At 66.2% G+C, this 13,182-nt stretch carries 9 protein-coding genes; 7 read left to right on the top strand and 2 right to left on the bottom strand.

Going from position 1 to position 13,182, the window contains the following annotated elements; all coding sequences use genetic code 11:
• Positions 1-334: 334 nt before the first annotated feature.
• The gene (locus N1F91_RS26365) at positions 335-1,912 is read right to left on the bottom strand and encodes an outer membrane beta-barrel protein (RefSeq protein ID WP_289996578.1); all 1,578 of its coding nucleotides are present in this window, start codon (positions 1,910-1,912) and stop codon (positions 335-337) included.
• Positions 1,913-2,294: 382 nt separating this feature from the next.
• Positions 2,295-3,884, bottom strand: a complete 1,590-nt coding sequence (locus N1F91_RS26360) for an outer membrane beta-barrel protein (RefSeq protein WP_289996576.1) — start codon at positions 3,882-3,884, stop codon at positions 2,295-2,297.
• A gap of 564 nt (positions 3,885-4,448) precedes the next feature.
• Here N1F91_RS26360 and N1F91_RS26355 point away from each other — a divergent pair.
• From N1F91_RS26355 to N1F91_RS26325, 7 genes are all read left to right on the top strand, one after another.
• Entirely contained in the window at positions 4,449-5,273 is an 825-nt protein-coding gene (locus tag N1F91_RS26355; protein WP_289996574.1) for an alpha/beta hydrolase, read from the top strand.
• An 89-nt stretch (positions 5,274-5,362) separates the two neighbouring features.
• Positions 5,363-6,004: a glutathione S-transferase family protein gene (locus N1F91_RS26350; RefSeq protein WP_354670566.1), complete on the top strand. Its 642-nt coding sequence runs from the start codon at positions 5,363-5,365 to the stop codon at positions 6,002-6,004.
• A gap of 88 nt (positions 6,005-6,092) precedes the next feature.
• Complete coding sequence (locus tag N1F91_RS26345) at positions 6,093-8,048, top strand: acetyl/propionyl/methylcrotonyl-CoA carboxylase subunit alpha (RefSeq protein ID WP_289996572.1); 1,956 nt, start codon at positions 6,093-6,095, stop codon at positions 8,046-8,048.
• A gap of 691 nt (positions 8,049-8,739) precedes the next feature.
• Entirely contained in the window at positions 8,740-9,912 is a 1,173-nt protein-coding gene (locus N1F91_RS26340; protein ID WP_289996571.1) for an acyl-CoA dehydrogenase family protein, read from the top strand.
• Complete coding sequence (locus N1F91_RS26335; protein ID WP_289996570.1) at positions 9,909-11,012, top strand: acyl-CoA dehydrogenase; 1,104 nt, start codon at positions 9,909-9,911, stop codon at positions 11,010-11,012. Before N1F91_RS26340 ends, N1F91_RS26335 begins: the two co-directional genes overlap by 4 nt.
• Positions 11,013-11,049: 37 nt before the next feature.
• Positions 11,050-11,847 (top strand): enoyl-CoA hydratase-related protein, encoded by a 798-nt coding sequence (locus N1F91_RS26330; protein ID WP_289996569.1) that lies wholly within the window; start codon positions 11,050-11,052, stop codon positions 11,845-11,847.
• 64 nt (positions 11,848-11,911) lie between these two features.
• Positions 11,912-13,174, top strand: coding sequence for an ABC transporter substrate-binding protein (locus tag N1F91_RS26325; RefSeq protein WP_289996567.1), 1,263 nt, complete (start codon positions 11,912-11,914; stop codon positions 13,172-13,174).
• The last annotated feature ends 8 nt before the right edge of the window (positions 13,175-13,182 follow it).

The raw sequence follows: 13,182 nt of genomic DNA, 5'->3' as shown, positions 1-13,182 counted from the left end.
GGGCACGCCCGTCCTTCGACAGAAAACCACCGCGAATCATGCACCCAGCAGAATCGCTCGCGGGACGATCGTCAACGCCATTTCTTCGGGGGTTCGGGGAGTCGGGGTATTACTTAATTCGAATCGAGAACGGCTGACGAAGGCAGCGAGTACTTTCGAATTAAGTAAACTGTCCCCGTATTTCTTCCACCGCCTCCCGACAGTCCGGGGCCCTTGGAGCGAGACTAGAACGATGTGCAAAGGCACGGAAACGCGGGAGGCCCGGCGCAGGACCGGGCCTCTCTGACAAGCCGCCGACAAGCCGCCCCGCGGCGGGGCGCATGGTGCAGTGCCGTCAGTTGAACTTCCAGGACAGGCCGGCCGTGAAGAGCTGGACGGTGGAGTCCTCGTTGCGGATGAGGCCGGCAGCGCTGTTGCCGAGGATGATCTCGCTCTCGTCCCACCGGGTGTTGCGGTATTCCAGCTTGGTCGACAGGCGATCCGTCAGCATGGTCTGGACGCCGAGGCCGAATGTCCAGCCGTCGCGCTCGTAGTCGTAGGAGAGGATCTCCTGCGAGCCGAACAGCTCCGGGCCGGTGTTCAGCGTCAGGTCGGCCTTCATGTTCTGCCGGGTGAAGGCGCCGAGGCCGTAGAACAGGGTCTGCGGATTGACGAGCACGCCGGCACGGCCGCCGACCGACCAGCTGTCGCCGGTTTCCAGCGTGTAGGTCAGGTCTGCCTGGCCCGACGTGATGCCGAAGAGGCAGTCGTCCTGGCCACCATTGTCGTAGAGGCAGTAATCGCCGAACAGGCCGGCCTGCGTCTGCGCATCGGAGAAGGTGTAGTCGCCGAAGGTGCCGAGCACCAAGCGCTGGCCGATCTGGAGGTCGTAGCCGCCTTCGAAGCGGCCGACGAAGCCTTCGCCGCCGAAATCGAGATCGCCATCGATCGAGAAGATGTCGACGCCGTCGATCTGGAGCAGGCCGCCGAGCCCGGTGTCGTAGGCCTCGAGGCCGGCATTGTGACGCAAGGTGGAGAAGCCGCCGGCCAGGCCGACGCTGAAACCGGTCCAGTTGACAGCCGGAATGGCGTCGACCGCCGCCTGCTGGGCGGCATGATCGCCGCCGAAGCGCCAGGACAACACGCCGCGCATCGACTGCACGATCGCATCGTCCCATGTGTCGATACCGGAAAAGTCGTTGAAGACGATGCTGTCGTCGTTCTCCCACTCGGTGCGGCGGTATTCCATCTTGAGCGTCATGGCACCGGTGATCGGCGCCTCGATGCCGCCGCCGATGGTGTAGCCGTCGCGTTCGTAGTCGTAGGAGGCGAGCGTGATCGGACCGGTGAGCCCGGATGTCAGCGTCAGTTCGCCCTCGATGCCGGTGCGGGTGAAGCCGCCCAGCACATAGGTCAGCGCGCCGGGATTGGCGACGTAGCCCGCGCGGCCGAGGATGCTCCAGCTGTTCTTGACCGTGAGCGAGTAGTCGAGGTTGTAGGCGTCATCCGGCACGCCGATGTCGCAGCTGTCCGCATTGGGATCATCCTCGTAGCAGACGGTCGCGCCGAGGCCCGCGGCCGCTTCGAAATTCGACCAGGTGTAATCGCCCATGACGCCGATGACGAAACGCTCGCCGAGCTGGACGTCGAAGCCGGCCTCGACCGTGCCGAGTGCTCCGTCGCCGCCGAAATCGAACATGCCGCCGATGGAGCGGAGACCGACAAGGCCGAGATCGAATTCCGCGCTTTCGTTGTAGTTGTAGATTTCGGCGCCGGCATTGTGCGAAACGCCGCCGAGGCCTGCACCGATGCCGATGTGAAGGCCGGTCCAGTCATAGCTCGCCGAAGGAGCAGCTTCGATCTGGTCGGCGGCATGGGCGGCGCCAGCTGCGAGGGCGACAAGTATTGCCAGTGACATCTTTCCCGCTTGCATCCGGCCCTCCGAGAACAGATTGAATCTTCTGCATCCGACGGTAGCTCCGACGCTGCAGGGCTTTCAACTGAAAATACCGGGCCGCCTATGTTTGAAAGTTGCTGTTGCTGTCGAGCAACATGCGGGACATTTTCGCCGCTAGGCTGAACGGCGGGACCCGGCTTTCAACCTCTGTCGATGCCGATCTGCCGATGACACCATCCGCTTTGCTTCCGAAGCGTCCAGATGCCTGAACCGCGCCAGCCCTCCCGCCCGGGACTTCCGGCCGGCAGGAACGGCCGTGAGCGGCATCATCACACGGCCGCACACAAAAAAAGCCCGGCGTTGGGCCGGGCCTTTCGAGGTCGAAATCCGCGCGCCGGAGCGCGTGGCAGACTTTTGACTAGTTGAACTTCCAGGACAGGCCGACAGTGAAGGTCTGCACCGTGGAGTCCTCGTTGCGGATCACGCCGGCACTCGCATCGCCGAGGATGATCTCGCTCTCGTCCCACTGGGTGTTGCGGTATTCGAGCTTGGTCGACAGCTTGTCGGTGAGCATGGTCTGGACGCCAAGACCGAAAGTCCAGCCGTCGCGCTCGTAGTCGTAGGCCAGCAGTTCCTGCGAACCCAGCGGCGCAAAGCCGGTGTTCAGCGTCAGATCGGCCTTCATGTTCTGGCGGGTGAAGGCGCCGAGACCGTAGAACAGGGTCTGCGGGTTGACGAGCACGCCGGCGCGGCCGCCGATCGACCAGCTGTCGCCGGTTTCCAGCGTGTAGGTCAGGTCGCCGGAAGCCGTGACGAAACCTTCGTCGCAGTCGTCGCCGGGACCCACGCCGGGGGACGTGTAGTTTTCGACGCAGTAGTCGCCGAAGAGACCGACCTGCGATTCGGCATTGGAGAAGGTGTAGTCGGCAAAGGCGCCGAGCACGAAGCGCTGGCCGAGCTGGAAGTCGTAACCCGCCTCCAGGCGACCGAGATAGCCTTCGCCGCCGAAGTCGAGATCGCCGCCGATCGCGAAGATGTCGACCGGACCGACCTGGATCAGGCCGCCGACACTGTCGTCATAGGCTTCGAGGCCGGCATTGTGGCGCAGGGTGGAGAAGCCGCCGGCGAGGCCGACGTTGAAGCCCGTCCAGTTGACCGCGGGAATGGCGTCGACGGCCGCCTGCTGGGAGGCGTTGTCGGCACCGAAGCGCCAGGACAAGACGCCGCGCATCGACTGCACGACTGCGTCGTCCCAGGTGTTGATGCCACCGGTCTCGGAGAGCGGGAAGTTGCTATCGTTCTCCCACTCGGTGCGGCGGTATTCCATCTTCAGCGTCATTGCGCCGGTGATCGGAGCCTCGATGCCGCCGCCGAAGGTCCAGCCGTCGCGCTCGTAGTCGTAGTCGGCGATGGGCTCGGAGCCAGCGGGTGTCGAGAGGGTGAGCTCGCCCTCCATGTTGGTGCGCGTGAAGCCACCGAGGACATAGGCGAGTGCACCCGGATTCGCCACGTAACCGGCGCGACCGATGATGCTCCAGCTGCTCTTGGCGGTCAGCGAGTAGTCGAGGGCGATTTCGCCGTCTGGCGTACCCGTGTCGCAATTGTCGGGACCATTGGGGTTCTCGAAGCAGACCAGCGCGCCGAGGCCGGCACCGGCGTCGAAATTCGACCAGGTGTAGTCGCCCTGGATGCCGAGCACGAAGCGCTCGCTGATCTGGTAGTCGAAGCCGCCCTCGATCGTGCCGAGCGCGCCGTCGCCACCGACGTCGAGCATGCCGCCGACCGAGAACAGGTCGATCGGGCCAACCTGGATCAGACCGCCGGTGTCATAGTCGTAAATCTCCGCGCCGGCATTGTGCGAAACGCCACCGAGACCGGCACCGACGCCGACGTGGAACCCGGTCCAGTTGTAGGCCGCGGGCGGCTGGTACTCGACCACGTCCGCCGCGTAGGCAGTGCTGCTCGCCAGCGCGAGAAATACTGCTGCCGTGATTTTCCTCGAATGCATGGTCACTCCCCATAGCCGCATCGCTTAATATGAGAGCAACGGTATATTCGGATAGTCTCACCCATCAATCTCTAATGAACCTGCGGAAGCGATTTTCATGCGCGTTGCAAGGCCGCCGTTGCCATTTCGCAACACCATCCATTGCCTGCTCGGGAAAACTAGACATGTTTTTCGCTGCTTTTATAACGTATATGTTCTCGCATTCATATGACGCATACGTTTCGCCCATGACACGACACGAACTTCCAGCGTCATTTACTCGCCACCTGCCGCGCCCTATAGTATTTTTGAAAGTATTTATACACATAAGTCCACTTTCGGCCGCCGATTCGCCGCGTTTTTCAATATTTTAAATTTGATCCCGCAATCACATGAAATTTCAGGCATGTATCATTTGCCTGTGGTCGTGATCGCTTCCGCCCGCCCGTCTGCAACCGTCCGTGGCAGAAGGCGGGGCGCAGCCAGATGAACGAACGCGCCGCTGCACCCGCCGTTCCGATTGACCCGGACGCCGTGCCGCGCGATGATTCGGCCGCAAGCAACACCCTGCCTCAGGAACAGCCGATGACGACGACGGACCGCCTTGTCGAGACCACCCATGCCGCGATCAGCGTGCGCGAGAGAACGGGTTCGGGAGGCCCGACGGTGGTGTTCATTCACGGCAATTCGAGCTGCAAGGAGATCTTCCGCGAGCAGTTCGCAGCACCGGAGCTCGCGCGCATGCGGCTGGTCGCGTTCGACCTGCCGGGGCACGGCGCCTCGCAGGACGCGCGCGCGCCGGAGACGAGCTACCAGATCGCCGGCTATGCGGCGATGACGGAGGAACTGCTGGCCAAGCTCGGCGTGGAGCGCCCGCTCATCGTCGGCTGGTCGCTCGGCGGGCACATCGCGCTCGAGATGATCGGCCGCGGCTTCCGGGCCGCGGGGGTGCTGATCTCCGGTACGCCGCCGATCCAGCCCAGCATCGAATGCCTGATGCAGGCCTTCAACATCGATCCTTCGGCGGAAAACCTGACGGGCAAACGCGATTTCACCGACCAGGACGCGCTGATGTATGCCACGGCGACGTCTGCGACCGATGGCGGCCTCGATGCGCATTTCCTGGCCGCCGCCAAGCGCACCGACGGGCGGGCGCGCGAGATCATGTTCGGCTCGGTGGCCACCGGCGCGCCGCTCGACGAGCAGGCGATCGTGGCCTCGATGACCGTGCCGCTGGCGATCGTCAACGGCGAAGGCGACCTCTTCGTCCGGCACGACTATTTCGGCACGATCCCCTACGGCTCGCTCTGGCCGCACGGCGTGGTGACGATGGCGGGTGCCGGCCACGCGCCGTTCCTGCAGACGCCGCGGGCGTTCAACGCGCTGCTGGCCGAGTTCGCGGCCGGGTGAGCCGTCGCCTCTCCTGACGGAATCGGGCAGGAGGCGGTGCCTCGGCCGGTTGCGCTGGGGGCGGCGAAGAACGAGGCTCCGATGCGTCAATGCGCGAGGGCATCATGATCCTGATCGGCCAATTCGATTCGTCGTTCGTCCGCAGGGTCGGCATCGCGCTGACCCTCTACGACATTCCCTTCGAGCACCGGCCATGGTCGGTGTTCGGAGACGCCGGGCGGCTTGCCGCCTTCAATCCGCTGACCAAGGTGCCGACGCTCGTGCTGGACGATGGCGAGGTGCTGGTCGACAGTCACCTGATCATCGATCATCTCGATACGCTCGTGGAACCGGCCCGGCGGCTCTATCCGACCGCGGAACCCGCGCGACGGCGCGCGCTCAAGGTCGCCGCCCTGGCCACCGGCCTGGCAGATGTCGGCGTGAGCCTGTTCTACGAAAAGCACCTGCATGCCGACGCGTCCGAGATGCTCGTGGCACGTCGCAGCGCCCAGCTGCTCGGCGCCCTTGCCGCTCTGGAGACCGACCGCGCCGGCCGGGCCTCGCCGTTCTGGTTCGGCGAAACGATCGGCCATGCAGACATTGCGGTCGCCTGCGCCCTGCGGCACATGCGCGAATCGCTGCCCGAGATCGTCGATCTGCAGGCCTGTCCCCATCTGGCCGCCCACGCCGAGCGGATGGAAGCGCTTCCGGCGTTCAGGACGATCTTCCAGCCCTTCGTCCCGCCATCGTGATCGCCCGTGCCCGGGACGGCACACGGGCTGGACAGGCCTGCCCGGCCATGGCTTATCCTCCGGCGATGATCCGTGCCGGGGAGGAACCATGTTTTCCAAGATCCTGATCGCCAATCGCGGCGAGATCGCCTGCCGCGTCATCCACACCGCCCGGCGCATGGGCGTGAAGACGGTGGCGGTCTTCTCCGACGCCGACGCGGCCTCGCTGCATGTCGCGATGGCCGACGAGGCGGTGCATATCGGCGCTTCGCCGGTGGGCGAGAGCTATCTGAAGGCCGATCGCATCATCGCGGCGGCGCTGGCGACGGGCGCGCAGGCCATCCATCCCGGCTACGGCTTCCTGTCGGAAAACCCGGGCTTCGTCGATGCGGTGACGGCGGCGGGCCTCGTCTTCATCGGCCCCTCGGCTGATTCGATCCGCGCCATGGGCCTGAAGGATGCTGCCAAGCGGCTGATGGAGAAGGCCGGCGTGCCGGTGGTGCCGGGCTACCACGGCGAGGGACAGGCGCTGGTGCTGCTCGCCGGCAAGGCCAACGAGATCGGCTATCCGGTGCTGATCAAGGCGCGGGCGGGCGGCGGCGGCAAGGGCATGCGCCGCGTCGAGCGGCCGGAGGATTTCCCCGACGCGCTGAGCGGGGCGCGGCGCGAGGCGAAAGCCGCGTTCGGCGACGACGCCGTGCTGATCGAGAAATATGTCGACAAGCCGCGCCACATCGAGGTGCAGGTGTTCGGCGACAGTTTCGGCAATGCCGTGCATCTTTTCGAGCGCGACTGCTCGGCGCAGCGCCGCCACCAGAAGGTCATCGAGGAGGCCCCCGCCCCCGGCATGACCGACGCCATGCGATCGGCGATGACGAATGCGGCGGTGAAGGCGGCGCGCGCGATCGGCTATTCGGGCGCCGGCACGATCGAGTTCATCGTCGACGCCTCGCAGGGGCTGAGGCCGGACCGGTTCTGGTTCATGGAAATGAACACGCGGCTGCAGGTCGAGCATCCGGTGACCGAGATGGTGACGGGCGTCGATCTCGTCGAATGGCAGCTCAGGGTGGCGGCGGGCGAGCCGCTGCCGCTGGCGCAGGAGGCGATCCGGCTCAACGGCCACGCCTTCGAGGCGCGCATCTATGCCGAGGATGCCGCGCGCGGCTTCCTGCCGGCCACCGGCACGCTGCACCACCTCGTCTTCCCCGCCCGCGCGCCGGACGGTGCGGACATGCGCATCGAGACCGGCGTGCGCCAGGGCGACGCCATCTCGCCCTTCTACGACCCGATGATCGCCAAGCTGGTGGTCAAGGCCGCCTCGCGTCCCGCCGCGCTGACGGCGCTGACACAGGCGCTCGAAGAGACCGAAGTGGCGGGCTCCACCGTCAACATCCCCTTCCTGGTGGCGCTGGCCGGCGACCACGACTTTGCCGCCGGCGACGTCGATACCGGCCTGATCGGCCGCAAGCAGGAGGCGCTGACGGCGCAGCCCGGCCCGTCGCGCCAGGTTGCCGCACTTGCCGCACTCGCAGCATCGGGCGCGCGGCGCACCGCCGATGCGGCCGACCCGTGGGATGCGCTTGCCGGCTACGCGCATTTCCACCCGCTCGGCAAGCGTGTGACGCTGAAGCGGGGCGAAGACGCGATCTCCGCCCGCATCACCGCGCGACGCGACGGACGCCATGCGATCGCCTTCGACGACGGCGAGACACTGGTGGTGGACGAGGCGCATGCGGCCGCGGCCCGCACCGCCCGCTGGCCGGGCCACGTCACCGTGTTCGAAGGCCCCGTCGGCCACGGCTTTTCCATTCCCGATCCCTTCGAAGCGGCGGAGGACGCGGCCGCCGGCGGCGACGCCCTGCGCGCGCCGATGCCTGGGCTGGTCAAGGTGGTGCGGGCCTCGGCCGGGGACACGGTGCGCCGCGGCCAGGCGCTGCTGGTGCTCGAAGCCATGAAGATGGAACACACCATCGCCGCCCCGCACGACGGCACCATCGACGCCATCGCCACCGAAGGCGCGCAGGTGAGCGAGGGAACGGTGCTGGTGCGGTTCAGGGAGGGGTGAAGCGCTTCGCTGTAAGTCGCCCGCTGCCCGACGACCGGTAGAGCCATTCCAATCGGCAGCGCTTCGATCAGCACCCATGGCAATCGACCCCTACAGCTTCTGCCGAGGGGAATCGTCCGCATTGGATGTCCGGGCGTGGGGTACGGCTTGCGGCGATGGTCGCTTTGCTACCCAGCCGTTACCGGCTGATCGGCGCACCACGGCGGGCAGAGGTGACGGGGGACCCGCCGTGCAGACGTCGGGCAGCGGACGCCTGAAAGGCCCCCTCGTCCTTCTGTCCAGGCGGCGAGGCTCCGACGACAGGGAAAATGGCGTCGTCGGTGGGGACGACGCCGATGACGTCGGTTCGCTTCAAGCCGCACCTGCCCGCTAGGGGGGGTCCCGCCGCCGCGAACCTTCGGCCACGCCGCACCGATCTGTTTGCAGAGGCGCAGTACCGGCACTTCTGGATGCCGCTCATGCCCCGCGCCTTTGCCAGATCGTCGACCGCGTTCGTCATAACTCCCCGGACGCGTGCTTCCCGAATGACGGCGGTAAACGTCCGGCGACCCATTGCCCGGTCGCCACCAGCAGGCGTTCTTCCAGACGGCACGCAAACGCCGCTTGACCGCGCCCTTTTTCTTGACTTATGATTCATCAGTCATAAAAGAGCGCCGGAATGCCAATGCACGATGCCGAGCCAGAGCCGGAAATGGCCACGTTCCGTCGCGAAGTCATCGACTTCGTGGCCGCGAACCTGCCATCGGACATCAAGGAAAAAGTCCGCTGCAACGGCGAACTGCAGAAGGAAGACCACGTCCGCTGGCAGACGATCCTGGCCGCGAAGGGCTGGTATTGCGCACACTGGCCGCAAGCGGTGGGCGGCGCCGGCTGGTCACCCCTTCGGCGCTACGTCTTCGAGCAGGCCCTGGCCGAGGCGGGGGCGCCGTGGATGCTGCCCTTCGGGCCGGCCTATGTCGGTCCAGTCATCGCAGAATATGGCGATGACGAACAGAAACAGCGCTTCCTGCCCGACATCATCGCCTCCAACACGGCCTGGTGCCAGGGCTATTCCGAGCCGGGCGCCGGTTCCGATCTCGCCGGCCTGAAGACCCGCGCAAGGCGCGATGGCACGGGCTATCGCGTCAACGGGCAGAAGCTGTGGACGAGCTTCGCGCACTGGGCCGACATGATGTTCTGCCTTGCGCGGACATCCGACGAGGACCGTCCCCAGAACGGCATTTCCTTCCTCCTCCTCGACATGCGGCAGCCGGGCGTGACCATCCGACCGATCGTCACGATGGACATGCGCCATCACGTCAACGAGGTGTTTCTGGACGATGTCTTCGTGCCGCGGGAGAACCTGGTCGGACGCGAGGGCCGCGGCTGGGAGATCGCGAAGTTCCTGCTGTCGACCGAGCGCCTGATCGTCGCCGAGACCGGCAAGGCTCGCCGGCTTCTGGCACAGGTGCGCGAGACCGCGGAGCGGGCCCGCGAGGGCGGGCAGCCACTGTTCGACCGGCCGGTCTTTCGGCGCGGGTTCGTCGAGGCGGAAATCGCCCTGCAGACGCTCGAGGCCTACTGCTCGCGGCTCCTGAAGCGCGCCGCACTGGGCGAACAGCCAGGCTATCAAGCCTCGCTGCTGAAGATCAGGGGGTCCGAACTCCTGCAGACGATCACGGCGCTCGGGGCCAGCGTCGCGGCGCGCACCGGACTGGCCCTCGACCACGAGCCCAGCGCCGGACAGAACAGCCCCCCGGATGCCGATGCGGAGACCTCGGGCCTGCTGCGCGAGTATCTGAGCCAGCGAGCCGCGAGCATCTACGGCGGATCGAACGAAATTCAGCACAACATCGTGGCCAAGGCGAGGTTCGGCTTCCAATGACCAGCCTGGACGATCTGACCGCACTTCGCGAACACGCCTTCCGCTGGGTCGACCAGGCCTATGGCGAGGCGCACGAACGCGCTGGACGTGGTCTCGCGGAGGGCTACGCCCCCGGCATGGCAGCCGAGATCGCCGGACAGGGCTGGCTCGCCGTCATGGTGGGTGCGCAGAACGGCGGCATGGGCGGGGGACTGCGGGAAATGGCGGCCGTGATGGAAGCAGTCGGTCGCGGCCTCGTGGCCGAGCCGGTGCTTTCGCAAGGCGCCATCGCCGCGCCGCTCCTCGACCGTCTCGGAACGCCGCAGGCCCGCCTGCTCCTCGCCCGCGTGCTGGACGGCACGTCGGTCACGGTGATGATGCACCAGGAGGCGGACGCGGGATTCGAGCGGACGCTCGCGTCGAGCCGCCTGACGGAAGAGGACGGCCGGTTCCATATCCATGCGGCGAAGGCGCCGGTGCTCGACGCGGCCGGCGCGAAAATCCTGCTCGTGACCGCGCTCGACGCCGCAGGCCGCACGGCCGTCGTTGCCATCGAGGCGGATGCACCAGGTGTCAGGCTTGTCCGGAGCCGCTCTGTCGATGGACGCATGCTCGCCGCCGTCCACCTCGACCACGTCGCCGTCCCGGCGGATGCAGTTCTCAACGCGGGAGCCGACGCTTCGGCGATCGTGGAGACTGTTCTGGAAGAGGCAGCGCTGCTCGTCTGCTCGGAAGCATGCGGCGCGATACCGATCCTGGTCGAGGGAACCGCCGACTATCTGCGCACACGCCGCCAGTTCGGCATGCCGCTGGCGTCATTCCAGGTGCTCCAGCACCGCATGGTGGACATGCTGCTCGCCGCCGAGGAAGCGAGCGCGGTCGTCGAGGCGGCACTCGATTCCGCCGACGGCCCGGAGAGGAAGCGCGCCTTCGCGCTGGCCAAGATCGTCACCGCCCGTTCGGCCCGTTTCGTGGCCCAGCAGGCGGTCCAGCTGCACGGCGGCATCGGCATGACGGACGACCTCAAGGTCAGCCGCTACTTCAGACGCCTGATGCAATGCGAGACGATGTTCGGCGATGCCGACTGGCACGCCGAACGCTTCGACAGACTGCGCGGCTGACGCGGCCGACGCGGAGCCGACACGGGAGGAGGAACCGATGAAGAGCTACGACCACTACAAGACGATCCGGTGCGAGAGGCGGGGCCGCGTGCTGACGGTGATACTCGATCGCCCCGATCAGCTGAATGCCACGGACGCGGTGCTGCACGGCGAAGTGTCCCGCATCTTCCACGACGTCCGCCACGACGACGATGCCGACATCATCGTGCTGACGGGCGCCGGTCGCGCCTTCTCGGCGGGCGGCGACATCAACTGGATGCAGGACGGGATCGACGATCCGGCGTCCTTCGAGGCGACCGGCCGCGAGGCACGCGACATCGTCTTCAGCCTGCTCGACCTCGACAAGCCGATCATCTGCATGATGAACGGCCATGCGATCGGCCTCGGCGCCACCATCGCGCTTCTCTGCGACATCATCATTGCCAGCGACAAGGCCAAGATCGGCGACCCGCACGTGTCGATGGGGCTGGTCGCGGGCGACGGCGGCGCGGTGATCTGGCCGCAGCATATCGGTTACGCCAAGGCGAAATACTATCTGATGACAGGCGAGGCGATGACCGCGACGGAAGCGGAACGGATCGGCCTCATCACCAAGGTCGTCGCGCACGACACGCTCGCTTCCGAAGTCTACGGCCTCGCCGAGCGACTGGCCTCGGGCGCGCTGAAGGCGATCAACTGGACCAAGGTCGCCACCACGCTCCAGCTCAAGCAGGCGATGCATGCGTCCTTCGACGCCGGCATCGCCTACGAGACTGTCTCGAACGTCAGCGCGGATCATCGCGAGGCGGTGGATGCGTTCCGCAACAAACGCACGCCGAAATTCACCGGGCGCTGAGGCATCGGGTGGACGGCCGGCTCGGGATTGGCTCGCACCGGCCATCGAAATGGGAGGATGAAACATGACTGGCATCAGCAGACGTGGCGTCATTGCAGGGCTGGGGGCGACGTCGCTCGCCGCGCCCTTCATCAACCGGCGGGCGTTTGCCCAGTCGGGCGACGCGATCAAAATCGGCGTCGTGACCGCTCTCAGCGGACCGCAGGAGTTCATCGGCAACTTCGTCCTTTCGGGCTGCCAGATCGCGGTCGACCAGATCAACGCAGCCGGGGGCGTTCTCGGACGGCAACTGGCGCTGGAGATCCGCGACGACCGGGCGAACCCGGCTGAGGCGAGCGCGGCCGCACGCGAACTGATCGGCCTTGGCGCCAATCTGCAGATCGGGACGATCTCTTCCTCGGTGGCGCTCGCGATGGGGCCGCTGATGACGCAGGAAGGGGGCGTCGTCATCACCTGCGGCGCCGGCACCGAGAAGCTGAACCACGAGAACTACAACGAACACGTGTTTCGTCCAGGCGACGGCCCCTACATGCGCATGCGCGCGCAGGCGCGCCTCATGGCAGAGCGGCAGCCCGAGGTCACGAGCTGGACCGGGCTCGTTCCGGACCACGAGTATGGCCGCACGACCTGGGCGGTCTATGTCGACGGCCTGCTTCAATTCTACCCCGAAATCGCCAAGGCGGATCCCGAAATCCTCGATCCGATCATCGTTCCCTACGGCGCGGGCGACTACCGGACCTTCGTGACCCAGGCGGCGCGCTCGCAGGCCCAGGGCATCTACAACTCGACCTATGGCGGCGATTCGGTCACGCTGTTCCAGCAGGCCAAGCCCTTCCAGCTGTTCAAGGATCGGGTGCTGATGGACTCCGCCAACGAGTTCATCGTCGCGGGTGCACTGAAGGGCGATACGCCCGGCCACTGGACCGGCATCCACTGGTATCACGAGACCAACAAGGGCAATCCGCTGAGCGACCAGCTCTATGACGACTACGTCAAGAAGACCGGCAACACGCAGCCGATGGGCTGGGTCTCCGAAGCGCATGCCGGGATCTACGCCTATGCGAAGGCCATCGAGAAGTCCGGCAAGTCCGATACCGACGCCGTCATCGCGGGACTGAAAGGCCTCGAATGGGACACCGCGACCGGCAAGCGGTTGATGCGCGCCGAGGACAACCAGGCGATCAAGGATGTCGAACTCATCTATATCGAGCCCGACGCATCCGGACCGCTCGGCTACAAGGTGACCGACTACGTCAAGGTGGACGGCAACACCGTCATCGAACCGCCGACGCCGGGCGAGCCCATGACACTGCGCAAGCCCAGCTGAGCCAGACG

The sequence above is a fragment of the Aquibium sp. ELW1220 genome (genome assembly GCF_030398385.1).
Taxonomy (GTDB): Bacteria; Pseudomonadota; Alphaproteobacteria; order Rhizobiales; family Rhizobiaceae; genus Aquibium.
The sequence above is the reverse complement of the archived record's forward strand: the minus strand, read 5'-3'. Positions and strand labels throughout refer to the sequence as shown.

Bases quoted from the DNA above. Each gene is read 5' to 3' on its own strand.
- N1F91_RS26365 (WP_289996578.1), bottom strand. From the start codon at position 1,912: ATGCAAGCGGGAAAGATGTCACTGGCAATACTTGTCGCCCTCGCAGCT.
- N1F91_RS26360 (WP_289996576.1), bottom strand. From the start codon at position 3,884: ATGCATTCGAGGAAAATCACGGCAGCAGTATTTCTCGCGCTGGCGAGC.
- N1F91_RS26355 (WP_289996574.1), top strand. From the start codon at position 4,449: ATGACGACGACGGACCGCCTTGTCGAGACCACCCATGCCGCGATCAGC.
- N1F91_RS26350 (WP_354670566.1), top strand. From the start codon at position 5,363: ATGCGCGAGGGCATCATGATCCTGATCGGCCAATTCGATTCGTCGTTC.
- N1F91_RS26345 (WP_289996572.1), top strand. From the start codon at position 6,093: ATGTTTTCCAAGATCCTGATCGCCAATCGCGGCGAGATCGCCTGCCGC.
- N1F91_RS26340 (WP_289996571.1), top strand. From the start codon at position 8,740: ATGGCCACGTTCCGTCGCGAAGTCATCGACTTCGTGGCCGCGAACCTG.
- N1F91_RS26335 (WP_289996570.1), top strand. From the start codon at position 9,909: ATGACCAGCCTGGACGATCTGACCGCACTTCGCGAACACGCCTTCCGC.
- N1F91_RS26330 (WP_289996569.1), top strand. From the start codon at position 11,050: ATGAAGAGCTACGACCACTACAAGACGATCCGGTGCGAGAGGCGGGGC.
- N1F91_RS26325 (WP_289996567.1), top strand. From the start codon at position 11,912: ATGACTGGCATCAGCAGACGTGGCGTCATTGCAGGGCTGGGGGCGACG.